Annotated in this window: 23 protein-coding genes; 9 read left to right on the top strand and 14 right to left on the bottom strand. The window is 72.0% G+C overall.

Annotation, left to right across the window (positions count from 1 at the left end; genetic code table 11):
• Positions 1 to 15: 15 nt before the first annotated feature.
• Positions 16 to 741: a class I SAM-dependent methyltransferase gene (locus ACFYO5_RS08540; RefSeq protein ID WP_388705763.1), complete on the bottom strand. Its 726-nt coding sequence runs from the start codon at positions 739 to 741 to the stop codon at positions 16 to 18.
• 5 nt (positions 742 to 746) lie between these two features.
• Entirely contained in the window at positions 747 to 1,310 is a 564-nt protein-coding gene (locus ACFYO5_RS08535; RefSeq protein WP_388705760.1) for a PadR family transcriptional regulator, read from the bottom strand.
• Between the two features lie 70 nt (positions 1,311 to 1,380).
• Here ACFYO5_RS08535 and ACFYO5_RS08530 point away from each other — a divergent pair, with 70 nt between their 5' ends.
• Positions 1,381 to 1,779, top strand: coding sequence for a nuclear transport factor 2 family protein (locus ACFYO5_RS08530; protein ID WP_356564014.1), 399 nt, complete (start codon positions 1,381 to 1,383; stop codon positions 1,777 to 1,779).
• 63 nt (positions 1,780 to 1,842) lie between these two features.
• Here ACFYO5_RS08530 and ACFYO5_RS08525 read toward each other — a convergent pair whose 3' ends face one another.
• The gene (locus ACFYO5_RS08525; RefSeq protein ID WP_388705758.1) at positions 1,843 to 2,742 is read right to left on the bottom strand and encodes a hypothetical protein; all 900 of its coding nucleotides are present in this window, start codon (positions 2,740 to 2,742) and stop codon (positions 1,843 to 1,845) included.
• 447 nt (positions 2,743 to 3,189) lie between these two features.
• On the opposite strand from ACFYO5_RS08525, the gene rho reads away from it, so the two are divergent.
• Positions 3,190 to 4,332 carry a transcription termination factor Rho gene (gene rho / locus ACFYO5_RS08520; protein WP_388705755.1) on the top strand — a complete coding sequence of 381 codons (1,143 nt, stop codon included), beginning with the start codon at positions 3,190 to 3,192 and terminating at the stop codon, positions 4,330 to 4,332.
• Positions 4,333 to 4,585: 253 nt separating this feature from the next.
• Entirely contained in the window at positions 4,586 to 5,818 is a 1,233-nt protein-coding gene (locus ACFYO5_RS08515) for a D-alanyl-D-alanine carboxypeptidase family protein (RefSeq protein ID WP_388705753.1), read from the top strand.
• Positions 5,819 to 5,897: 79 nt separating this feature from the next.
• Here ACFYO5_RS08515 and ACFYO5_RS08510 read toward each other — a convergent pair whose 3' ends face one another.
• The 10 genes from ACFYO5_RS08510 to ACFYO5_RS08465 all read right to left on the bottom strand — a co-directional run bounded on the left by ACFYO5_RS08510 (position 5,898) and on the right by ACFYO5_RS08465 (position 16,217).
• Positions 5,898 to 6,836, bottom strand: coding sequence for a glutaminase (locus ACFYO5_RS08510; RefSeq protein ID WP_356564007.1), 939 nt, complete (start codon positions 6,834 to 6,836; stop codon positions 5,898 to 5,900).
• A gap of 819 nt (positions 6,837 to 7,655) precedes the next feature.
• A complete protein-coding gene (locus tag ACFYO5_RS08505) occupies positions 7,656 to 8,669 on the bottom strand; it encodes an asparaginase (RefSeq protein ID WP_388707146.1) in 1,014 nt (337 codons plus the stop codon).
• A gap of 171 nt (positions 8,670 to 8,840) precedes the next feature.
• Complete coding sequence (locus ACFYO5_RS08500; RefSeq protein ID WP_356564003.1) at positions 8,841 to 9,518, bottom strand: FadR/GntR family transcriptional regulator; 678 nt, start codon at positions 9,516 to 9,518, stop codon at positions 8,841 to 8,843.
• A gap of 271 nt (positions 9,519 to 9,789) precedes the next feature.
• Positions 9,790 to 10,626, bottom strand: a complete 837-nt coding sequence (locus ACFYO5_RS08495) for an undecaprenyl-diphosphate phosphatase (protein ID WP_388705750.1) — start codon at positions 10,624 to 10,626, stop codon at positions 9,790 to 9,792.
• A 69-nt stretch (positions 10,627 to 10,695) separates the two neighbouring features.
• A complete protein-coding gene (gene crcB, locus ACFYO5_RS08490) occupies positions 10,696 to 11,070 on the bottom strand; it encodes a fluoride efflux transporter CrcB (RefSeq protein ID WP_388705748.1) in 375 nt (124 codons plus the stop codon).
• The gene (locus ACFYO5_RS08485; RefSeq protein ID WP_356563998.1) at positions 11,067 to 11,447 is read right to left on the bottom strand and encodes a DUF190 domain-containing protein; all 381 of its coding nucleotides are present in this window, start codon (positions 11,445 to 11,447) and stop codon (positions 11,067 to 11,069) included. The genes crcB (ACFYO5_RS08490) and ACFYO5_RS08485 overlap by 4 nt, the downstream gene beginning before the upstream one ends.
• Positions 11,444 to 11,899, bottom strand: coding sequence for a fluoride efflux transporter CrcB (gene crcB, locus ACFYO5_RS08480; RefSeq protein WP_388705745.1), 456 nt, complete (start codon positions 11,897 to 11,899; stop codon positions 11,444 to 11,446). Before crcB (ACFYO5_RS08480) ends, ACFYO5_RS08485 begins: the two co-directional genes overlap by 4 nt.
• A gap of 131 nt (positions 11,900 to 12,030) precedes the next feature.
• Entirely contained in the window at positions 12,031 to 12,318 is a 288-nt protein-coding gene (locus tag ACFYO5_RS08475) for an ArsR family transcriptional regulator (RefSeq protein WP_356563994.1), read from the bottom strand.
• Between the two features lie 213 nt (positions 12,319 to 12,531).
• Complete coding sequence (locus ACFYO5_RS08470) at positions 12,532 to 14,091, bottom strand: arabinogalactan endo-beta-1,4-galactanase (RefSeq protein WP_388705741.1); 1,560 nt, start codon at positions 14,089 to 14,091, stop codon at positions 12,532 to 12,534.
• 104 nt (positions 14,092 to 14,195) lie between these two features.
• Positions 14,196 to 16,217, bottom strand: a complete 2,022-nt coding sequence (locus ACFYO5_RS08465) for a beta-galactosidase (protein WP_388705739.1) — start codon at positions 16,215 to 16,217, stop codon at positions 14,196 to 14,198.
• Positions 16,218 to 16,445: 228 nt separating this feature from the next.
• Here ACFYO5_RS08465 and ACFYO5_RS08460 point away from each other — a divergent pair, with 228 nt between their 5' ends.
• From ACFYO5_RS08460 to ACFYO5_RS08435, 6 genes are all read left to right on the top strand, one after another.
• Positions 16,446 to 17,774 carry an ABC transporter substrate-binding protein gene (locus tag ACFYO5_RS08460; RefSeq protein WP_388705735.1) on the top strand — a complete coding sequence of 443 codons (1,329 nt, stop codon included), beginning with the start codon at positions 16,446 to 16,448 and terminating at the stop codon, positions 17,772 to 17,774.
• Entirely contained in the window at positions 17,771 to 18,745 is a 975-nt protein-coding gene (locus tag ACFYO5_RS08455) for a carbohydrate ABC transporter permease (protein WP_388705732.1), read from the top strand. Before ACFYO5_RS08460 ends, ACFYO5_RS08455 begins: the two co-directional genes overlap by 4 nt.
• Positions 18,742 to 19,647 carry a carbohydrate ABC transporter permease gene (locus ACFYO5_RS08450; protein ID WP_388705729.1) on the top strand — a complete coding sequence of 302 codons (906 nt, stop codon included), beginning with the start codon at positions 18,742 to 18,744 and terminating at the stop codon, positions 19,645 to 19,647. The genes ACFYO5_RS08455 and ACFYO5_RS08450 overlap by 4 nt, the downstream gene beginning before the upstream one ends.
• On the top strand, positions 19,644 to 20,675 hold the full coding sequence (locus ACFYO5_RS08445; RefSeq protein ID WP_356563982.1) for a LacI family DNA-binding transcriptional regulator: 1,032 nt from the start codon (positions 19,644 to 19,646) through the stop codon (positions 20,673 to 20,675). Before ACFYO5_RS08450 ends, ACFYO5_RS08445 begins: the two co-directional genes overlap by 4 nt.
• 171 nt (positions 20,676 to 20,846) lie before the next feature.
• A complete protein-coding gene (locus tag ACFYO5_RS08440) occupies positions 20,847 to 21,200 on the top strand; it encodes a VOC family protein (protein WP_356563980.1) in 354 nt (117 codons plus the stop codon).
• Positions 21,201 to 21,342: 142 nt separating this feature from the next.
• On the top strand, positions 21,343 to 21,732 hold the full coding sequence (locus ACFYO5_RS08435; RefSeq protein WP_388705725.1) for a MarR family winged helix-turn-helix transcriptional regulator: 390 nt from the start codon (positions 21,343 to 21,345) through the stop codon (positions 21,730 to 21,732).
• Positions 21,733 to 21,792: 60 nt separating this feature from the next.
• Here ACFYO5_RS08435 and ACFYO5_RS08430 read toward each other — a convergent pair whose 3' ends face one another.
• Positions 21,793 to 22,185, bottom strand: coding sequence for an SseB family protein (locus ACFYO5_RS08430; protein WP_356563976.1), 393 nt, complete (start codon positions 22,183 to 22,185; stop codon positions 21,793 to 21,795).
• Between the last annotated feature and the right edge of the window lie 191 nt (positions 22,186 to 22,376).

Genomic DNA, 22,376 nt, shown 5'->3' with positions numbered 1-22,376 from the left:
CCGCGTCCGCCCGCCTCAGTCGGTCCGGCGCGCCTCGACCAGCCGGGCCCGTGGGCCACCGTCGCCCCGCGTCCCGAACTCGGGAAGGGCGCGCGACTCCACCCGGAATCCCGCGCGCTCCAGCTCCCGGCGCACCTCGCCCAGCCGGAAGGCCCGGTAGTACATGACGAACGGGGGGCGCCACACGGCGTTGCGGACCCGCATCACCGCGTCGAAGCCGAGCAGCGTCCAGAACGCGGGCGACGAGGGCCGGGGCGGCGCGAGCACCGGGAACGCGAACCGGCCGCCGGGCCGCAACGCCCCGTGCACCTGGGCGAAGAGGCCGGGCAGTTCCTTGGGCAGGAAGTGTCCGAACGCTCCGAAGCTGACGACGAGGTCGAAGGCGTCCCTGAACGGCAGGGCGCGCGCGTCCGCCCGCACCCAGGAGACCCCCGGCTCCGGCGGCCTGGCTCGCCGGCGGGCGACGTCGAGCATCCCGGCGCTGAAATCGACGCCGGTGACGCTGGAGCGGCAGAGCGCGGCCAGCGCGTCGACGCCGGCGCCCGTGCCGCAGCACAGGTCCAGGCCGTCGTCGTAGGGGCCCGTCCGGCACAGGGCCGACACCACCGCGTCGAGCACGGGGGCGGGGGTGCGGAACGGCGTCCGGTCGAATTTCGGCGCGAGGAGGTCGTAGCCGTGCTCGACGGACGACAGGGCCTGGACGGCGAGTTCGCGCAGCGTGGGGCCTTCGGGGCTGAACATCGTCGTCAGCCTACGGCGGAACGCCGCCGCAGGTGCGTCAGAACCCGCTCGCACCAGCGCAGGTTCTCCTCCTCGAAGGCGATGCCGGCCATCAGCGTCAGGTAGGGGCCGATGCGGTCGGCCTCGCGCAGGAACTCGTCCTCGGTACGCCCGGCGAGGAGCCGTTCGCGCACCCTCGTGTAGCGGTCGAGCTTGCCGCGCGCCCAGCTCATCCGCTCCTCGATCTGGGCGCGGGTCGTACCGGGGTCGACGCCGTCCATCGCCTGGATCTTGATGAGGAGTTCGTCGCGGATGGCGGTGGGCCGGCGCGGGGGTGCGGCGGCGAACGCCCGCAGGTCCTCGCGGCCCGCCTCGGTGAGGGTGAACATCCGCTTGTCGGGCCGGCGTTCCTGCCGAACGACCCGTGCCTGGATCAGGCCGTCCCGCGCCAGCCGCTCCAGTTCGCGGTAGAGCTGCTGCGGGGTCGCGGGCCAGAAGTTGGCGAGGGAGACGTCGAAGACCTTGGACAGTTCGTAGCCCGAGGCCTCGCCTTCCAGGAGGGCGGCCAGGACGGCGTACTTGAGCGACATGTGGACACGGTAACAGGAGGTGATTATTGTCATCCGCACTTAGTCAACTTCTTGAGTACGAGGTGATCGTGTGCGCGCGTTCCGAGAGGCGGTCGAGGCCGGCGACCTCGACGCGGTGGAGGCCCTGCTCGCCGAGGATGTGGTGTTCACCAGCCCGGTCGTCTTCAAGCCGTATCCCGGCAAGGCGATCACCGCGGCGATCCTGCGGGCGGTGGCGCAGGTCTTCGAGGACTTCCAATACGAGCGGGAACTCGCGACGGCCGACGGCCGCGACCACGCGCTCGTGTTCACGGCGCGGGTCGGCGAGCGGGAGCTGAGCGGCTGCGACTTCATCCATGTCGACGAGGACGGGCTCATCGACCGGCTGACGGTGATGGTCCGGCCCATGTCGGGCGCGCAGGCGCTGGCCGAGGCGATGGGGGCGCGGTTCGAGCAGATCGCGAAGGAGGCCGAGGCGCGCGCCCGCTGAACGCGCCGGTGGCCGGCGCGCCGGGTGAACCCCGCACGCCGGCCACCTCGTGTCGCGCGGGCGTCAGTCCTTGAGCTGGTCCAGCGTGGTCTTCGAATCCGCCTTCAGCCAGTCCTTCACGTCGTCGAGCGACGGCGGCTTCTTGGTGTCGTCGTCGTACGAGGACAGGTAGGTGCTGTAGCTCATCGTGTACGTCGTCCAGCCGTCCCGCACGGCGAGCGTGGCGTAGAGGGAGCCGCTGGTGGAGCCACTGGTGGTGTCCTCGCTGACCAGGTAGGCCTCCTCGCCAATGCCCTCGACGGTCTCCACGTCGTAACCGGGGTACCGGTCCTCGTAGTTCTTCCACATGGCCGTGAACTCCGGCCCGGGATCGGACTTCCTGTGCAGGTCCACCTGGGTGGAGAGGTAGGCGTCGGCGTAGCTCGACCCGGTCTTCTTCAGGTTGACGCTGCAGTAACTCTCGTCGAGGGCGGCGTCCTTGAGGGCGTTGTGCGTCGGGGAGCCGTCGTTGTCCGGGTACTCCGTCTCGAAGGAGGAGTAGTCCGTGCTGGAGCACAGGTTCGCCGGCGCCGTGTAGCCGCGCAGGTCCGCGTCGGCACTCGCCCCGCCGAGCAGGAGGACACCCGCCGCCCAGGCCGCCGAGGCGACGACCGCGCCCAGCGCCGCCCACAGCACCGCCCGCCCCGCCCCGCCGCCACCGGAAGGCGGCGGGGGAACGGCCGGATACGGGCCCTGCTGACCGTACGGGTAGCCGGCCGCCGGCTGAACCGGCTGGCTCGGCTGGCCGACCAGGGTCGGAGTGGCGTAGAAGTTCTGCTGGCCCGGCACGGGCGCGGGCGGCGGGAAACCGCCCGCCGCTCCCGGGCCCGGCGACTGCGGATGGGGATACGGGTACGCGCTCGGAGGAGCCGACGCCCCGGACGGCTGCTCGGGCTCCTGCGGAGGCTTGGGCGGCGTGGACATGCCGTGAAGATAGTGCAGCGTACGAGGTCAAGTCCCCGATCCTCCCGGATCGTTATGGTCTGGGGACATCTGGTACCGACCGATGACACAGCGGTGCGGACCAACCGGGGAGCCACCCGGGAACAGCCGGGGCCGCTCGTTCGTCGAAGCGGGTGGACACGGCGCTCTCCTCGCCATGACGGCAAGTGAGTGTTACGCTCCCTTCAGCACCTGTGTACGCCCCCGGTCGGGGCGCCGGTGCGGTTCCTCTCCCAGTTCGCTGTTGCGCCCGCCCGTTCCGGTCGGTGCGCCGGCTCCTTCCGCAGAACCTCGTGAGCAGCGGTTCCGCCGTGGCCGAGGTCCTGCTTCCCACCGCCGGAGGCGCGCGTACACCGCCCCTCCCCCTCGCGGATCCTCCCCCTTCCTTCGCATGCCTCATGCCTTCCGTCCTCGAAAGGACCGATCACCATGACCACCACACTCGAACACCCCCCTGTCCGGCAGCACTCCCCGGCCCAGCTCGTCACCGGTGTCCTCGACATCGACGGCAACGGGAGGGGGCACCTGCGCGCCGAGAACTGTCTGCCCGCCCCCGACGACGTCCAGGTCAGCCCCGCGCTGATCCGCCGACACGGCCTGCGCAAGGGCGACTTCGTCGAGGGAGCGCGTGATGGCCGGCGCAACCTGACCGACGTGGCGCGCGTCAACGCACGCACGCCCGACGCCCTGCGCGGCCGGCGCCACTTCCGAGACCTGACGCCCCTGCACCCGCACGAGCGGCTCCGCCTCGAACACCCCGCGGCCGGGCTCGCCGGACGGCTCGTCGACCTGCTCGCGCCCGTCGGCAAGGGCCAGCGGGGGCTGATCGTGGCGCCGCCCAAGACCGGCAAGACCGTCCTCATCCAGCAGCTCGCCGCCGCCGTCGCCGGGAACCACCCGGAGGCCCGGCTGATGGTTCTCCTGCTCGACGAACGCCCCGAGGAGGTCACCGACATGCGGCGCTCGGTGCGCGGCGAGGTCTACGCCTCCACCTTCGACCAGGCGCCCAGGCAGCACATCGCCCTCGCCGACCTGGTCGTGGAACGGGCCAAGCGGCTCGTCGAGGCGGGCGAGGACGTGGTGATCCTGCTGGACTCCCTGACCCGGCTGTGCCGGGCCCACAACAACGCGGCCGCCTCAGGAGGGCGCACCCTCAGCGGTGGCGTCGACGCCTCCGCGCTCATCGGCCCCAAGCGCTTCTTCGGCGCCGCGCGGACCGCCGAGGAGGGCGGCTCGCTCACCATCCTCGCCAGCGCGCTGGTCGAAACCGGCTCCCGCGCCGACGAGTTCTACTTCGAGGAGCTGAAGGGCACCGGCAACATGGAGCTGCGCCTCGACCGCGAACCGGCCTCGCGCCGCGTGTTCCCGGCCGTCGACATCAACACCTCCGGCACCCGCCGCGAGGAACTGCTCCTCTCGCCCGGCGAGTTGAGCGCCGCCCGCGGCCTTCGCCGCGCCCTCCGGACGCGCGACGGCCAGGCGAACCTGGAAACGCTCCTGGAGCGGATGCGCGCCACCCCCGACAACGCGACGTTCATCCGCCGTGTCCAGCCGACCCTCCCGACCGGCTGATCCCCGCCCGCCTGTCAGCTCACGCGCTGTCGTCGCACCGGCCCCGCCCATGCCCTCCGCCGGGAGTCACCGGGCCGCCGGGCCGCTCACTGATCGGCGGGACAGGTCTCACCGGCGCCGCCGCCTTCACCGCGGCCCGTGACCTCTTGTCCAGGCGCTTCCGGAGACCCGGCGTGCGGCATCCGGGTGCACGCGCCCCGATGCGCGGCACGGGCAGCGCCGCTAAGGCCCGGTTCATTCTTACGTTGATCATATGATCATCGGATTCTCTTCCCGGGCCGCCTCGTCGGCCTGCGCGCTCTGTGCGGCCGGCGTCCTGGTCCTCGGGCCCGCGGCGCCCGCCGCCCCCGCCGGGGCGGACCCCGCTCCGGCGGGCGGAGCGCGCGCGACGGCACCGCGGCCCGCCCTGCTGTACCGCTCCGGTACGCAGGTCCGGCCACGCCCCGGAGCGCCCGGCGTCCCCGACGTCTCCGCGCTGTCGTGGCTGGTCGCCGACGCGGACACCGGCGAGGTGCTCGCCGCGTCGAACGCGCACCGCAGACTGCCTCCCGCCAGCACCCTCAAGACCCTGTTCGCCCTCACGGTGCTGCCCGTCCTGCCCGGCGACATCCGGCACCGGGTCACCGAGGAGGAGCTGTCCGGGATCGGAGCCGGCAGCAGCCTCGTGGGAGTCGTCGAGGGACGGTCGTACCAGGTCTCCGACCTGTGGCGCGGGGTGTTCCTGAACTCGGGCAACGACGCGGTGCACGTACTGGCCGCGCTGAACGGCGGCTGGCGCACCACGGCCGCCCGGATGCAGGCCACAGCCCGTTCCCTGGGTGCCCTCGACACCCATGTGCTCTCCCCGGACGGGTACGACGCTCCCGGCCAGGTGTCCTCCGCGTACGACCTCGCGGTGTTCGGGCGGGCGGGGCTGCGCAACCCGGACTTCGCCCGGTACTGCGCCACCGTCGAGGCCCGGTTCCCGGCCCGCGACGGGGGGACGTACGGCATCGTCAACACCAACCGGCTGCTCAGCGGGACCAACGGGGTGGCGCCGTATCCGGGGCTGATCGGCATCAAGAACGGCTACACCAGCAACGCCGGCAACACCCTCGTGGCCGCCGCCCGGCGGGGCGACCGCACCCTCCTCGTGACGGTGCTCAACCCCCAGGCCGGCGGCGGCCTGCGCGTCTACGAGGAGGCGCGCGAGCTGCTCGACTGGGGGTTCGGGGCCGCCGGACGGGTCGACCCCGTGGGCTCGCTGGACGCCCTGCGGACGCCGCCGAAGCCGCGACCGGGACCGGCACCGGGGCTCAGTCCGGGACCGAGGCCGGGACCGGAGGGGACGTCCGTGGTCGCCACCACCACGCTCGCCGTGGACGACGACGGGTCCCCCTGGTCGGACGCGGCCGCCATCGCGGGTGCCGCCGTACTGGGCGGCGTCGGCGTCGCCCTGCTCCTGCGGCTCGTGGGCCGCCGCCGTCCCGGAGGTCGGGGGAGATGACCGACGGGCGGCCGTGGCAGCCACGGCAGCCGACCGACGGTGATCCGGGTGTGGAGGCAGCCGTCGATGAGGCGGCCGCTCAGAACACCGACAGCCCGGTCAGCGTCGTGAAGCGGTCCAGGGCGGCGACGCCCGCCACCGAGTTGCCGCGCTCGTCGAGGCCCGGACTCCACACACACAGCGTGCAGCGACCCGGCACGACGGCGATGATGCCGCCACCGACACCGCTCTTGCCGGGCAGGCCCACGCGGTAGGCGAAGTCACCGGCCGCGTCGTACGTGCCGCAGGTCAGCATCACGGCGTTGACCTGCTTGGCCTGGCTCCGGCTGAGCAGGCGGGTGCCGTCGGCGCGGACCCCGTGCCGGGCGAGGAAGCCGGTGGCCAGCGCGAGATCGGCGCAGGAGGCGGTGAGGGAGCACTGGCGGAAGTACTGGTCCAGCAGGGCCGGTACCGGGTTGTCGATGTTGCCGTAGGACGCCATGAAGTGGGCGAGGGCGGCGTTGCGGTCGCCGTGCGCGGACTCCGAGGCGGCGATCTCCAGGTCGAAGTCGAGCGCCTCGCTGCCGCTCTCGGCCCGCAGGAAGTCCCGCAGTTCGCCCGCCGCGTCCCCGGTACGGGTCTGGAGGCGGTCGGTGACGACCAGCGCGCCCGCGTTGATGAACGGGTTGCGGGGGATGCCGTTCTCGTACTCCAGCTGGACCAGCGAGTTGAAGGGGTTGCCGGAGGGCTCCCGGCCGACGTGCTCCCAGAGTTCGTCGCCCTCGCGGGCCAGGTCGAGGGCGAGGGTGAAGACCTTGGTGATGGACTGTGCCGAGAACGGCTCACGCCAGTCCCCCACTCCGTACACCGTGCCGTCCAGCTCGGCCACGGCCATGCCGAAGCTGCGGGCGTCACGGGCGGCGAGCGCGGGGATGTAGTCGGCGGGCCGGCCGCGGCCGGGGGTGCGGGCCATCTCCTCGGCGATGCGTTCCAGGACCGGCTGGAAGGTGAGGGACGACGTGGTTGTCATGATCGCCATTGTGCCTCCGGGCCGTTCCCGGCGCTGGGGGCGGAGCGGGGACGGGACGGGCGAGGGCTCGCCGTCGCCGGCGACGACCTCGGGGCGCGCCGGTGCGGTGCGGGCCGCTGAAACCGCTCCGCGCCGTGCTCGCGGTCACGGCGAGCCGGTCGGCGGGCGTCAGGTCCTGCTCCGGCACGGGTGCGGGGAGGCCGCGACCGCTGCCGAGCAGCTCATCGCCGATGTCCGTGGCCGCCGTGGACCCAGGTGCGGGCTCAGGGCAGTGATCGGGCCGACCGAGTTCTCGGCACCGGCGCGCAGCACTTCCCGGTGGGCGGAACTGCCGGTCACGCGGCGCTCGGCGAGGGCGGTGCGGGCAGGCCGCGTGCGGGTGGGTGACCGACCCACGAGGGATGCGGGACGGCCGGCCCGCCGGGGTCGGGGCTGTGAGGGCTGGAGCTACCGCGCCTCGGACCTGCCATCCGACCACCCGGCGGACGGCCCACCCGACCGGGTCAGGGCTGGAACTGCCGCGCCTCGGACCTGCCATCCGACCACCCGCGCGGACGGCCGACCCCATGAGGTCGGGACTGGAGCTACCGCGCCTCGGAACTGCCTTCCGACCACCCGGCGGACGGCCCACCCGACCGGGTCAGGGCTGGAGCTACCGCGCCTCGGACCTGCCATCCGACCACCCGCGCGGACGCCGAAGCCGGCTCGGCGACGGCTCGCACCGTGTTCGCGGGGGCGTCGGCCACGCCGGTCGCCGTCCTGCGGGCAGGGTGACGGTGACACCGCCGCCGGTCGCCTCGAGGGCGACCCGGTCGACGGGCCTCGGGATCACCGGGCGGGCTGGGCGACCGCGTCCAGGGCGCGTACCGTGCGGACGCTGCCGACGGGTTCGCCGCCGCCCAGGAGGATCTCGCCCGCGAACGGCTTCAGGAGGGCGGGGTCCACGCCGGCGCGGACGAGGGCGGCCGCGGTGACCGGGACGCGGGCCCGGTTCGCGCCGTCGGATATCTTGACGGCGACGGCACGGCCGTCGGGGAGCGCGCAGACCTCGACGCCCTCGAAGCCGTCCTTGGCGAGCAGACCGGGGACGGTCCGCATCAGGGCGGCGACGTCCCGGCCGGAGCCGGAGGCCATCTCGGCGTGCTCGCGCATCGCGTCCGCCACCCGCGCCTCGGGGGTGCCGGGCGCGGCGGTGGTGATGCGGGCGGCGGCACGCGCCAGCCCGTTGAGGGAGACGGCGAACAGCGGCGCTCCGCACCCGTCGACGGTGACCCGAGCGATCCGCTGCCCGGTGAGGTCCTCGACGATCTCGGCGATCACCTGCTGGAGAGGGTGCCCGGGGTCGAGGTAGCCGTCGAGGGACCAGCCGTTGAGCTTGCAGGTGTACAGCATGGCCGCGTGCTTGCCGGAGCAGTTCTGGGCGAGGCGGGAGGGCAGGCGGCCGTCCCGTGTCCAGGTGTCCCGGACGACGGGGTCGTACGGCAGGTCCGTGACGTTGCGCAGGTCGTCCTCGGTGACGCCGGCCAGTTCGAGGATGCGCCGGGTGCCGGCGAGGTGTCGCTCCTCGCCGGAGTGGCTGGCGGCGGCGAGCGAGAGCAGTTCGCCGTCGAGGGGGAGCCCGGCGCGCAGCATGGCGACGGCCTGCACGGGCTTGAGCGCGGAGCGCGGGTAGAAGGCGACCTCGATGTCGCCGAGCTGGAAGTCGACCTCGCCGTCGGGGCCGAGGACGACGACGGAGCCGTGGTGGACGCCCTCGGTCACCCCGCCCCGGACGAGGTGGGCGACGGGGGCGTGAAGGGGTTCGCGGATCGCGGGGGCGTCGGCGAGGAGGCTGCTGTACATCATGGCCTGGTCACTGGTGAGTGGGCGGGGGCCGGCGGCGGGTTCACGCGTCGGCCTTGGACGGGGTGCGCGGGGCGGCGCGGACGGCGGGCCGGCGGCGCGGACGGTGTGCCGGCGGCGCGGACGGTGTGCCGGCCGGTGAGCGCGTGCCGTCTCGGAGGCGCTGTCGGATCAACGCTCGGGTCCGCCTTCGGGCGGGGGGTTCGTGCGCGGGGGGCGCACGATGTCGGTGAGGGTCGTCTCGACGCGGTCGAGGTGGTGGCTCATGGCCTCCACCGCGTCGGAGGCGGAGCCGTCGATCAGCGCCTCGACGATGGCCCGGTGTTCGCGGTTGGACTGCTCCCGCCGTCCGCCCAGTTCGTTGAGGAACGCCGACTGACGCGCCAGTGCGTCCCGGATCTCCTCGATGACGCGTCGGAAGACCGGGTTCTGGGCGGCCTCGGCGACGGTGAGATGGAAGAGGGTGTCCATCGCGACCCACGCGGTGGTGTCGGTCTCCCGTTCCATCCGGTCGAGGAGGTGGGCCAGGTGGTCCAGGTTCTCCGGGGTACGGCGCGCGGCCGCGTACCCGGCGACCGGGATCTCGATGTGGCGGCGCACCTCGAGCAGATCGCTGGCCGCGTAGTCGCCGAAGGTGGGGTCCTCGACGGTGTTGGCCACGACGAAGGTGCCCTTGCCGGTGCGGGAGACCGTCAGGCCCATGGTCTGGAGGGCGCGCAGCGCCTCCCGCAGGACGGGCCGGGAGACCTCGAGGGTGCGGCACAGCTCGGCCTCGGAGGGAAGCTTGTCCCCGATGGCGTGGTGGCCGCGCTCGATGGCGCCGCGGAGGTGGGCGAGCACCGCTTCCATCGCGCTGACGCGACGGGGTGCCGGACCACCTGTCTGGCTGTCTGACAGGTTCACGGAAGTGATACTCCGGGTGGCCGCGAGCGCTGTCAAGGCGGCCGAAAGGAAGCATTCACCGAGGTGCTCGTCGTGAATGTGGGCTTGCGGTCGCCGCCCGGGTGTCGGCCGCCCCGTCGCCCGCCCCGTCGGCCGCCCGGCTTCTCCCGCTCCGGTGCCGGCCCCGTCGCCCGCCCCGCTCGCCCGCCGCTGGAACGTCGGCCGCCCTCCGGAGGGGTCAGCTGTCGAGGACTCCCCCGGCCAGCAGAGCGAGCAGCAGCACTCCCACCACGATCCGGTAGATCACGAACGCGTTGAACGAGTGCCTGGCGACGTACTTCAGCAGCCAGGCGATGGAGGCGTAGGCGACCACGAAGGACACGGCCGTGCCGACGACCAGCGGCGCCGCCCCGGCTCCGGTGCCCAGGGCGTCCTTCAGCTCGTACAGGCCGGCGCCGGTGAGGGCCGGGATGCCGAGGAAGAAGGAGAGGCGGGTGGCGGCGACCCGGTCCAGGTCCAGCATCAGCGCCGTCGACATGGTGGCGCCGGAGCGGGAGAAGCCGGGGAAGAGGAGCGCGAGGATCTGGGAGCTGCCGACGAGCATGGCGTCCTTGAACGAGGTGTCGTCCTCGCCCCGCTTGTGGCGGCCCGTCCGGTCGGCCACCCACATCACCCCGCTGCCGGCGATGAGCGAGCCCGCGACCACCCAGAGCGAGGCCAGGGGTCCTTCGATGAGCGGTGCGGCCGCCAGGCCGACGACGACGATCGGGATCGTCGCGTAGATCACCCACCACGCGAACTTGTAGTCGTGGCGGTGGCGTTCGTCCTTGTCGCCGAGACCGCGGAACCAGGCGGAGACGATCCGCGCGATGTCCTTGCGGAAGTACACCAGCACCGCCGCGATCGCGCCGACCTGGATCACCGCGGAGAACCCGACGACCGCGTCGTCGTCGACCGGGATGCCCATCAGGCCCTCGGTGATCTTCAGATGTCCGGTGGAGGAGACGGGAAGGAACTCGGTCACTCCCTCGACGGCTCCGAGGACGACGGCCTGACCGACGGAGATGGCGCTCATGGGATCCCGTTCTGCGGGTGGGTCGACGGTGCGGTGCCCAGTCCTACCAGCCCCAGGTGTGCTCGCCGGTCATGACCACACCGTCTGCGCGATCCACACCCCCGCGAAGGCGGCCCCGACACCCGCCGCCACGCCGGCGACGACGTTGGCCACGGCGTGCGCTCCCGCTCCGGTCTCGGTCAGCCGCAGGGTCTCGTAGGAGAAGGTGGAGTAGGTGGTCAGGGCACCGCAGAAGCCGGTGCCGAGGAGAAGCCGCAGGTGGGGGTCGGCGGCCCCGGCGGCGGCGGCTCCGGTCACCAGGCCGAGGACGGCGCAGCCGACGGCGTTGACGACGAAGGTGCCCCAGGGGAAGACGGAGTCGTGCCGGGCCTGCACCGCACGGTCGGTCAGATACCGCAGGGGCGCGCCGACCATGCCTCCGGCGACGACCAGCAGCCAGTTCACGACGACTTCTTACCCTTCGGGTCCGGTTCCTTCTGGTTCCCGTCACGACCGACGTACCTGATGACCTCGCACGGGTCGAGGAGGACGAGCCCCTCGGCGACCAGCTCGTCGAGCTGGGGCAGGAAGGCCCGCACGCGTTCCTCGGTGTCGACGATCACGACGGCGACCGGGAGGTCCTCGCTCAGCGACAGCAGGCGCGAGGTGTGGATCAACGAGGAGGCGCCGAAGCCCTCGATGCCGCGGAAGACGCTGGCCCCCGCCAGGCCGGCCGCACGCGCCCGGTGCACGATCTCGCTGTACAGGGGTTTTCGGTGCCAGGTGTCGTTCTCGCCGACGAGGACGGTCACGCGCAGGGCACTGCCGGTGAGCCTCGTCATCGTCGCCTCCGGATCAGGACGCGGCGGGTCGCGGTCGCCGCGAGCCACACCGCCGTGAGCGCCGCGAGCGGGGTCGCGGCCAGGTAGGCCAGCGCCGTACCGGGGTGTCCCGTGTCGAACAGGCGCTGGAGGTCGACGGCGTAGGTCGAGAAGGTGGTGAAGCCGCCGAGCACGCCGGTGCCGAAGAAGGGGCGCACGAGCCGGTGCACGGTCAGCGCCTCGGTGATCAGCACCAGGAATACGCCGATCACGGCCGAGCCGACGACGTTGACGCAGAAGGTCGTCCAGGGGAACCCGTCGGCCGCCGAGGGCCACCGCAGGGAGGCCCCGTAGCGGGCGGCGGCGCCCAGCCCGCCGCCGACGGCGACCGCGGCGACCGCCGGCAGCTGTCCCGGCGCGGCGGACCGCCGCCGGGCGGCGCCGCGGAGGGTGCCGCTCTCCGGGGCTGTCATCGTCGTACGTCTCCTGCCTCGCCCCCTGATCGCCTCGGCTCCCGGGGTGATCAGGGCTGGTCAACAGGGTAACGCCGGATCATGGCGCGCCGGGTGCGGGGCGTCGGCGGCGGGCCGTCCGCGCGCCGCCCTCACCAGCCCTTCTCGAACATGCGGGCTACTTCGGCGATGCGCATCTCGTCGCGCCGGTAGTGGGTGCGGCGCCTGATCCGCTTGGCGCGCAGCAGACCCAGGTCGGCGAGGAGGGCGAGGTGGGTGTCCGCCACGCTGCGGTGCACGCCCAGTTTCGCCGCCACCGTGTCCGCGGTGACGCCGTCCTCGACGAGGTCCGTACGCCGCTGCGGCGGGAAGTGCCGCGCCGGTTCCTTCAGCCACTCGAGGATGTGCAGACGCCGTTCGTTCACGGGAGTCCTCAGCATGGTCGTCCCCTCCGTCCCTCGGCCGGTGCCCTCGTACCGCGTCTTCCCACTGTTCCGCAGTGGAGACCACCGTGTCCGGCACTCCACGACCGTTGGCCGGGATCGAACATCCGCACCGCGTAAGGCAGTTCAAGCGCGGGGGGCGCGAACGCGGGGGCCCGGCCGCCAGGTCGCGGCCGGGCCCCCGCTGTCACGAGGTCGGGTGGGTGCGGGTCAGCGGTGGCCGAACCACGCCATCGAGGACAGCGCCCGGTCGTCGTAGCCGAACAGGGCCTGGTTCTCCCAGCCGTTGCCGGAGGCGGCGTCGGCCGGGTCCCAGCCGTTGCCGTTCACGGCGGTCCAGGTCGCCTCCCAGTAGAAGACTCCGAGACCGCGGCCGTTGGGCACGGCCTCCACGATGTCGGCCACGGCGTTCATCCAGGCCAGCTGTCCGGCCGGGGTCGCCGGGTAACCGGAGACCAGTTCGCTCGACAGGTCGATGATGTTCTCGAACGAGTCGTCGCTGTCGAGGCGGAACGGGTAGGCCGTCTCGGCGACGAAGACCGGCTTGCCGTAGCGCGCGGCCGCGTCGTCCAGCGTGGTCTGGAAGTCGGCGAGGGTGCCGTGCCAGTAGCCGTAGTAGGACAGGCCGATGACGTCGAACTTCACGCCGTTGGCGACCGCGCTGTCGAACCACCAGCGGGTCCCGGTCAGGTCACCGCCCTTGGCGAGGTGCAGGGCGACCGGGGTGGACGAGTTGACCGCCTTGACGGCGCTGTAGCCGGAGTTGAGCAGACCGGCGAGCTGGCCCCAGTTGTCGGTGGAACCCTCGTTCCACAGCATGCCGCCGTTGATCTCGTTGCCCACCTGGACCATGTCGGCGGTGGTGCCCTGCGCCTTGAGGGCGTTGAGCACGTCGTACGTGTGGTTGTACACGTCCGTCTTGAGCTGGCTGTAGGAGTGGCCCGCCCAGGCCCTCGGCTTGCTCTGGGCGCCCGGGTCGGCCCAGGTGTCCGAGTAGTGGAAGTCGACCAGGAGCTTCTGGCCGGCGGCCTTGACGCGCTTGGCCGTGGCCAGCACGCGCGCCTTGTTGTTGTAGCCGTCGGCGGGGTCGACCCACACCTTCAGGCGGGCGTAGTTCATGCCGGCGTTCTTCAGGATGGTGACCGGGTCGCCGGTGGCACCCGAAGCGGACTTGTAGACACCGCCCTTGGCCTCGCTCTTGGCGAGGGAGGAGATGTCGGCCCCCTTGATCGACAGTCCGGTCGTGCCGGACGTGAAGGTCAGGTCGTCGACATTGATCCAGTTGCCCGCGTTCGCGTCACTGTTGACGCTGATCGTGCACTGGTTGTTCGTCACGTTGACCGGGACGACGACACGGACCCATCCGCTCGCCGAGACGGGCAGGTTGGTGCGCTGCTCGGCGCCCCCGCAGTTCTTCAAGGCTATGTAGGCCGACTTCTGGCCGCCACCGGAGCGCACCCAGGCGGTGAGCTTGTAGCTGCCGTTGGTCAGCCCCGACAGGTACTGGTACGTCTCCACCTTGTAGGCGGCGGACGCCCAGTGGGAGAGGCGGTAACTGCCGCCGTGCCCGCCGGACTCGGCGAACGAGGCGCCGGTGTCGCCGTACTCGGACCAGCCGCTGGGGGCGGCCGCCCCGGCGCCGTCGGCCTCGAAGCCGGCGTTGGTGAGCGTGGCGGCCGCCTGGGCGGTCTGCGCCGGCAGGGCGGTGAGCGCGAGCCCCGCGGTGAGCGGGAGCAGCAGGGCTCGGAGAGTGCGTCTGGGATGGAACATCTTCGTCCGTCGTCCCTTCGACGTGATGGGGATGGGTCTCCCTCGGGATGAGGGACCCCCTCCGCCCGCGGCTCGCGGCTCCACGGGCGGAGGGGGAGATCGGCTCAGCCGTCGAGTCGGACGACCCGCACGGCTCCCGCCGGGACCGCGAGGCGGCCGGCGGCGCGTTCGCCCGTCAGCAGTTCGGTGCCGGACGTGTCCAGCGGCACCTTGGCGTCGGTGGCGGTGTGGTTGATGGCGAACAGGTAGCTGCCGGTCTCGCCGGAGCGGCGCACGACCTCGACGTCCCGGGGCAGGTCGGCGCGCGGGGCGACGCGGGCGTCCTCGGCGGCCCGGCCCAGCAGGGCGTCCAGGCCCTCGGCGCCCAGCCGGGTGGAGACGTACCAGGCGGTGCCCTCGCCGAGGCGGTGCCGGGTGACGGCCGGGCGGCCGGCGGTGAGGCCGTCGGCGTACGTCCAGACGGTCTCGGCGCCGCGCGGCTCGACGAACTCCGTCCACACGTCGCCGCTCAGCTCGGAGCCGTCGGGTCCGGTGATCCGGACCCGCTCGCCCTGGAGCAGCGGGGAGAACTCCTCGACGGTGAGGCCGAGGACGTCCCGCAGCGCGCCCGGGTAGGCGCCCTCGTGGACGGCGTCGGACGCGTCGACGATGCCGGAGAAGTACGACACGACGAGCGTGCCGCCGTTCTCGACGTACGCCTTCAGGTTGTTCCCGGCCGCCTCCGTCATCAGGTACAGGGCGGGCACCACGACCAGCGGGTACGGCGAGAGGTCGGCCTCGGGGTGGGCGAAGTCGACGGTGAGGTGGCGGTCGTAGAGGGCCTCGTAGAAGGTGTCGGCGCGCTCGCGCGGGTCGTGGTCCTCGCTGGGGCGCCAGGCGAGGTTCTGCGCCCACCAGGAGTGCCAGTCCCACAGGACGGCGACGTCGGCCTCGGTGCGGGTGCCCCGGACCTGGTTCAGGGAGTCGAGGGAGGCGCCGAGTTCGACGACCTCGCGCCACACGCGCGTGCCGGTGCCGCCGTGCGGGACCATCGAGGAGTGGAACTTCTCGGCGCCGCGCCGGGACTGCCGCCACTGGAAGAACATGGCGCCCTCGGAGCCGCGGGCCACGTGCCCGAGGGAGTTGCGGGCCATCTGACCGGGGGCCTTGGCCGGGTTGCGGGGCTGCCAGTTGACGCCCGAGGTGGAGTGTTCCAGGAGGATCCAGGGGGCGCCGCCGGCGACGGAGCGGGTGAGGTCGGCGGCCATCGCCAGGTTGACGTGGGTGCGGCGGCCGTCCGTGATCAGGTAGTGGTCGTTGGTGACGATGTCGACCTCGCGGCCCCACGCCCAGTAGTCGACCGAGTCGCACTGGCTGAGCGCGGTCATGAAGTTCGTGGTGACCGGGACACCGGGCGCGAGGCGGTGCAGGATGTCGCGCTCCATGACGAAGTTCTCGCGCATCGTGGCGTCGGCGAAGCGCCGGTAGTCGAGCGCCTGGCCGGGGTTGCCGACGGTCGGGGTGGTGCGCGGCGGGTTGATGTCGTCGAAGGCCGCGTAGCGCTGGCCCCAGAAGGCGGTGCCCCACGCCTCGTTCACCGCGTCGACCGTGCCGTAGGTGGTCTCCAGCCAGCGGCGGAAGTGGGCGGCGCAGGAGTCGCAGTAGCAGGCCGAGACAGGCACGCCGTACTCGTTGTGGACGTGCCACATCGCGAGCGCCGGGTGGTCGCCGTAGCGCTCGGCGAGCCGTGTGGCGATGCCGGCGGCGGCCGCGCGGTAGTCGGCGTTGCTGTGGCAGATCGCCGCGCGGGAGCCGAACTCGTAGCGGACGCCGTCGGCGGTGACGGGCAGCGCCTCCGGGTGCTCGCGGTAGAACCAGACGGGCGGGGCCGCGGTGGGCGTGGCCAGGTCGACGCGGATGCCGTTCTCGTGCAGCAGGCCGATGATCCGGTCGAGCCAGCCGAAGTCGTGGACCCCCGGGGCCGGCTCCAGGAGCGCCCAGGAGAAGATCCCGACACTCACCATGGTGACGCCGGCCTCGCGCATCAGCCGGACGTCCTCCTGCCAGACGTCTTCCGGCCACTGCTCGGGGTTGTAGTCCCCACCGAAGGCGAGCCCGGTGAGGCCCTTGGGGGTGGTCTCCGGCATGGATTGTCTCCCGTTTAATCGATCATTTGGGAACGTGCACACACGTTCTCGGCCGTGCGGGGCCAACATAACCGCACAGCAACAACCATTGACAAGTGTCCGGGATGTTTCTCTACTGTGAACGCTCACAGAAGCATGGCAGGCCCTCGCGACGGGCGAGGACACCGGTTCATGTGATGCATGGCAGGTTCCCGCAACAGGCGGGAACCCAGGTCAGGGGAGAAATCCATGCCCAACATCCAGCGTCGGCGGCTCTTCAAGGTCGCGGCCTCCGCCGTCGCCGTCACGCTCGGCGCCACGGCGCTCGCCGCATGCGGCTCGTCCGACGACGACAGCGAGGCCCAGTCGGGACCGGTCTCGCTCACGTACTGGACCTGGACGCCCGGCATGGACAAGGTCGTGGACCTGTGGAACAAGGGGCCGGGCAAGAAGGACCGGATCACGGTCACGGTGAAGAAGCAGGCGTCCGGCGACACGCTGGTCACCAAGATCCTCACCGCGCACAAGGCGGGCAAGGCCCCCGACCTGGTGCAGGCCGAGTACCAGGCGCTGCCGACGCTCGTCAGCAATGACGCGCTGGCGGACATAGCGAAGAACGTGGGCGACGCCAAGGCGAAGTTCGCCGACGGTGTCTGGCAGCAGACGACGCTGGGCACGGACGCGGTCTACGCGGTGCCGCAGGACATCGGCCCGATGATGTTCTACTACCGCGAGGACCTGTTCAAGAAGTACGGCCTGACCGTCCCGACCACCTGGGAGCAGTTCGCGGAGACCGCCCGCGCGCTGAAGAAGAAGTCCCCCGAGACGGACCTGACCACGTTCTCGGCCAACGACTCCGGTCTCTTCGCGGGCCTCGCCCAGCAGGCCGGCGCCAAGTGGTGGACCACCTCCGGCGACAAGTGGCAGGTCGGCATCGCCGACGCGGCCACCAGGAAGGTCGCCGACTTCTGGGGTGGCCTCGTCAAGGAGGGCGCCATCGACAACCAGCCGATGTACACCCCCTCCTGGAACAAGGCGCTCAACACCGGCAAGCAGATCGCCTGGGTCAGCGCCGTGTGGGCGCCGGGCACCCTGACCACCGCCGCCCCGGACACCAAGGGCAAGTGGGCCATGGCCCCGCTCCCCCAGTGGTCGCAGACCGACGACGTCACCGGCAGCTGGGGCGGTTCCTCCACCGCCGTCACGACGGACTCCGGGAACAAGGACGCCGCCGCCAAGTTCGCCGCCTGGCTGAACACCGACGGCGACGCGCTCAACGCGCTGGCCAAGGAGAGCGGCATCTACCCGGCCTCCAGCTCCGCCCAGCTCAGCGGCGCCTTCATCAACCCGCCGGAGTACTTCGCGAACCAGGCGGACTTCTACACCACCGCCGCCAAGATCGCGAAGACCACGGCGCCCTCCGCCTGGGGCCCGAACGTGAACGTCGCCTACACGACCTTCAAGGACGCCTTCGGCGCCGCCGCGAAGAACAGGTCGGACTTCTCCGCCGCCCTGGACAAGATGCAGGCGGACACGGTCGCCGACCTGAAGAAGCAGGGCTTCGAGGTCTCCGAGTGACAAGCGCACGCCGGAAGTCGTACGGGGCCGAGGGGGCCCCGTCCGCCCTCCCGTCTCACGCCACTCCCCTCAGACGGGTGCGGAGCGCCCCGTACTTCTTCCTCCTCCCCGCCACGGTCCTCTTCGCCCTGTTCTTCGCGCTGCCCATCGGCTACGCGTTCTGGCTGAGCTTCCACAAGGTGAAGGTGTCCGGGCTCGGCCTGGGCTCCGGCGCCCGCAAGGAGGTCTGGGCCGGCCTGGAGAACTACACCGACGCCTTCACCGACAGTGAGTTGCTGGACGGCGCCCTGCGCGTCCTCGGCTACGGCTGCATCGTCGTGCCGGTCATGCTGGGCCTCGCCCTGGTGTTCGCGCTGATGCTCGACTCCGACAAGGTGCGGCTGGCCCCGTTCACCCGCCTGGCGATCTTCCTGCCGTACGCCATCCCCGGCGTCGTGGCGGCGCTGCTGTGGGGCTTCCTGTACCTGCCGGACGTCAGCCCGTTCTACTTCGTGCTCGACCGGCTGGGCCTGCCCCAGCCGGACCTGCTGGACGGCGGCCCGCTCTACCTCGCCCTGTCGAACATCGCGGTGTGGGGCGGCACCGGCTTCAACATGATCGTCATCTACACCTCGCTCCAGGCCATCCCGGTCGAGGTGTACGAGGCGGCCAAGCTGGACGGCGCCACCCCGCTGCAGATCGCGCTGAGGATCAAGATCCCGATGGTGGCGCCCTCGCTGGTGCTGACGTTCTTCTTCTCGATCATCGCCACGCTCCAGGTGTTCAACGAGCCGACGACCCTCAAACCGCTCACCAACTCCGTGTCCACGACGTGGAGTCCGCTGATGAAGGTGTACCGGGACGCGTTCGGCACCGGTGACATCTACTCGGCGGCCGCCCAGGCCGTGATCATCGCCATCGCCACGCTGCTGCTGTCCTTCGGCTTCCTGCGGGCCGCGAACCGTCGTCACAAGCAGGGAGCAGCCCAGTGAGTTCTCTCGCCGTCCACAAGGCCCCGTCGGCGGCCGGCGCGACCGGTGCCGACCGGAGCCGTCCGCCGCTGCGCCGCCGCATCGCCCTGGTCCCGACGGTCACGCTGCTGCTGGGCGCGCTGTACTGCCTGCTGCCGGTGGCGTGGGTGGTGATCGCCTCCACCAAGTCGGGCAGCGAACTGTTCTCCACGTTCACGTTCCTGCCGGGCAGCGGCTTCACCGACAACGTCAAGGACCTCAACGCCTACCGCGACGGCGTCTACTGGAAGTGGATGGGCAACTCCGCCCTGTACGCCGGTGTCGGCGCCCTGCTGTCGACGTGCGTGTCCGCGTTCAGCGGGTACGCGCTGGCGACGTACCGCTTCCGCGGTCGCGAGACGATGTTCAACGTCCTGCTGGCGGGCGTGCTGATGCCGCCGATCATCCTGGCCATCCCGCAGTACCTGCTGCTGGCCAAGGCCGATCTCACGGACTCCTACTGGTCCGTGCTGCTGCCGCAGGTCCTCTCCCCCTACGGCGTCTACCTCTCGCGCATCTACGCGGCCGCGGCCGTGCCGGGTGACGTGGTGGAGGCCGGCCGGATGGACGGGGCCGGCGAGTGGCGGATCTTCACCCGGATCGCGCTGCCGATGATGATCCCCGGTCTGGTGACGGTGTTCCTCTTCCAGTTCGTCGCCGTGTGGAACAACTTCCTGCTGCCGTACATCATGCTCAGCGACGACGAGAAGTTCCCGATCACGCTCGGTCTGTTCACGCTGCTGGAGCAGGGCGCCAACACTCCGGCGCTGTACACGCTGGTGATCACCGGCGCGTTCCTCGCGGTGATCCCGCTGGTGGCGCTGTTCCTGGTCATTCAGCGGTTCTGGAGCCTGGACCTGCTGTCCGGGGCCGTAAAGTCATGACCATGAGCAACGCGGGGGGCAGGCGCAAGCCGCCGACGATCCACGATGTGGCGCGCGAGGCGGGAGTCTCACGAGGGACCGTCTCGCGCGTGCTCAACGGCGGCCACTACGTCAGCCCGTCGGCCCAGGAGGCGGTCAACGCCGCCATCCGCAGGACGGGTTACGTCGTGAACCGGCACGCCCGCTCCCTGATCACCGGCCGCTCCGACTCCGTCGGCTTCCTGCTGACGGAGCCTCAGGAGCGGTTCTTCGAGGACCCCAACTTCAACGTCCTGCTGCGGGGCTGCACCCAGGCGCTGGCCGCGCACGACGTCCCGCTCCTGCTGATGCTGGCCGGGACCGAGGACGAACGGCGGCGCATCACGCGGTACATCACCGCCGGGCACGTCGACGGGGTGCTGCTGGTGTCCAGCCACTCGGGGGACCCGATCGCCACCGAGCTGCGCGAGGCGGGCGTGCCGCTCGTCGCCTGCGGCAAGCCGATCGGCATCGGGTCCAAGGTGAGCTACGTGGCCGCCGACGACCGGGACGGCGCCCGGGACATGGTGCGCCACCTGCTCGCCCGGGGCCGCCGCCGGATCGGCGTGGTCACCGGTCCGCTGGACACCCCCGGCGGCGTGGAGCGGCTCGCCGGCTACAAGGAGGTGCTCGCCGAGGCGGGCATCGAGGCCGACGAGCGGCTCGTCGTCTCCGGCGACTACAGCCGGGCCAGCGGTGAGGCGGGCGCCGAGCGGCTGCTGGCGCGGGTCTCCGACCTGGACGCGGTGTTCGTCGCGTCCGACCTGATGGCGCAGGGCGTGCTGGCGGCCCTGCGGCAGGCGGGCCGCCGGGTACCGGAGGACGTCGCGGTCGGCGGCTTCGACGACTCCCCCGCGGCGACCTCCGCCAGCCCCGCGCTCACCACGATCCGCCAGCCCTGGGACCGGATCAGCAGCGAGATGGTGCGGGTCCTCCTGGCCCAGATCGGCGGCGAGGACCCGGCCGCGGTGATCCTGCCGACGGAACTGGTGGAACGCGAGTCGACGTGACGGTGGGCCGGGGCCGACGGCCGGCGAGGTCCCGCGGGCAGGGACCCCGGCCCGGCGTTCCGGCGTACGGTCGCCGAACGGTCAGGATCGGAGAAGCGCCCCGGCCGGCGCCCGCCTAGCGTGGAGGCACCGACGGCAACCGTCGGTCCCCACCCCAGCGAGGAGCGCGTCATGACCGCCGGCCTGCAGACCATCATCTATCCCGTCAAGGACCTCGACCGGGCGAAGGCCGTGTTCCGGGCACTGCTCGAGGTCGAGCCGTACGCGGACGAGAGCTACTACGTCGGCTTCAAGGCGGCCGGGCAGGACGTCGGGCTCGACCCGAACGGGCACGCCAGGGGCATGACCGGCCCGGTGCCGTACTGGCACGTCAGTGACATCCGGGTCCGGCTGGCGGCCCTGGTGGAGGCGGGGGCCGACGTGCTCCAGGACGTCCAGGACGTCGGCGGCGGCAAGCTGATCGCCTTCGTGAAGGACGCCGACGGAAACCTCGTGGGGCTCACGCAGGACCCCGCTGCCTCCTGAATCCCGTGCCGCGCCCCCGGCCCGCCGATGCGCCGTAGCCCGAGAGGGTGGCGGCGACCGGGCTCGGGTGCGCCCCGAAACTCGTTGCGCCCGCACTAGTTGCACGGTAAACAAAGAGGGAATTCGGTGTTACCGTGCAGGTATGGCAGCGAACACGGCCGGAACGGACCTCGAGGGCCGGTGGCGGGACATCCTCTCGGTGCACGCGCGCACGACGTGCGAGATCGACCGCGCACTGCATCCGCACGGTCTCGGGGCGAGCGACTTCGAGGTACTCGACATCCTCGCCACCGAGGCACCCCGGCCGGGCGACCAGTGCCGGGTGCAGAATCTCGTCGGACGCGTCCACCTCAGCCAGAGCGCGCTGTCGCGCCTCATAGGGCGGCTGGAGAAGGACGGCCTGGTGGAGCGTTCCGTCTGCGCGGAGGACCGGCGCGGGGTGTACGTCGCCCTCACCCCGAAGGGCCGCGAGCTGCACGGCGAGGTCCTGCCGCTCCAGCGCGCGGTACTGGCCCGGATGCTGGCCGGCTGAGCCGTCCGATCCGGATGACCGGCCGGCTCGTCGCGCCGGGCCGGGTGCCGCACCCGGTGACTACCGGGCCAGCAGCGTGCGCACCCCCTCCGAGGTGAGGGTCAGCGGGTGCTCGCCGGCGGCGTCGATGGAGAGGGACAGGTCGCCCTCCGGCCACTGGTGGGCGAGTGCGCCGAGGGGGACGAGGCGGTAGCGGGCGACCCCCGGAAGCAGGTCCACCATCTCGGGTTCCGAGGTGAACACCGGGACGATCGGCGTCGTTCCCGGCTGCTCCAGGACGGGCAGCGCCAGCATGCTGGGGTTGGTCACGTCCTCGTCGGTCGCGTCCTCGGGCACGGGCACCAGGACGTCGCAGTGCGCGAGGGTGTCCAGCGCGGCCGTGTCCCCGGTGTCCCTGGCCAGCGCGTCCAGCGCCCTCGTGGCGGCGGTGGTGTCGTGGGCGGGTGTCTCCATGGAAGCTCCCAGATAGCGGTGGTTGGCGGGTCCGGCCTCGCGTACCCCGTTCCGACGACGGGCAATCGGGTTTTCGGCCAAGCCCTGCGCCCCGCGCCGGCCACGGTCCGCCACGGCCCTCGCCCCGACCCGCGCGGCCCGCCGCCCACCTCCGCACGCCCCGCCCTGCCCTGCCCCGCCCCGCGAGACGA

The sequence above is a fragment of the Streptomyces sp. NPDC006259 genome (assembly GCF_042870975.1).
In the GTDB taxonomy this organism is placed as follows: Bacteria; Actinomycetota; Actinomycetes; order Streptomycetales; family Streptomycetaceae; genus Streptomyces.
The sequence above is the reverse complement of the archived record's forward strand: the minus strand, read 5'-3'. Positions and strand labels throughout refer to the sequence as shown.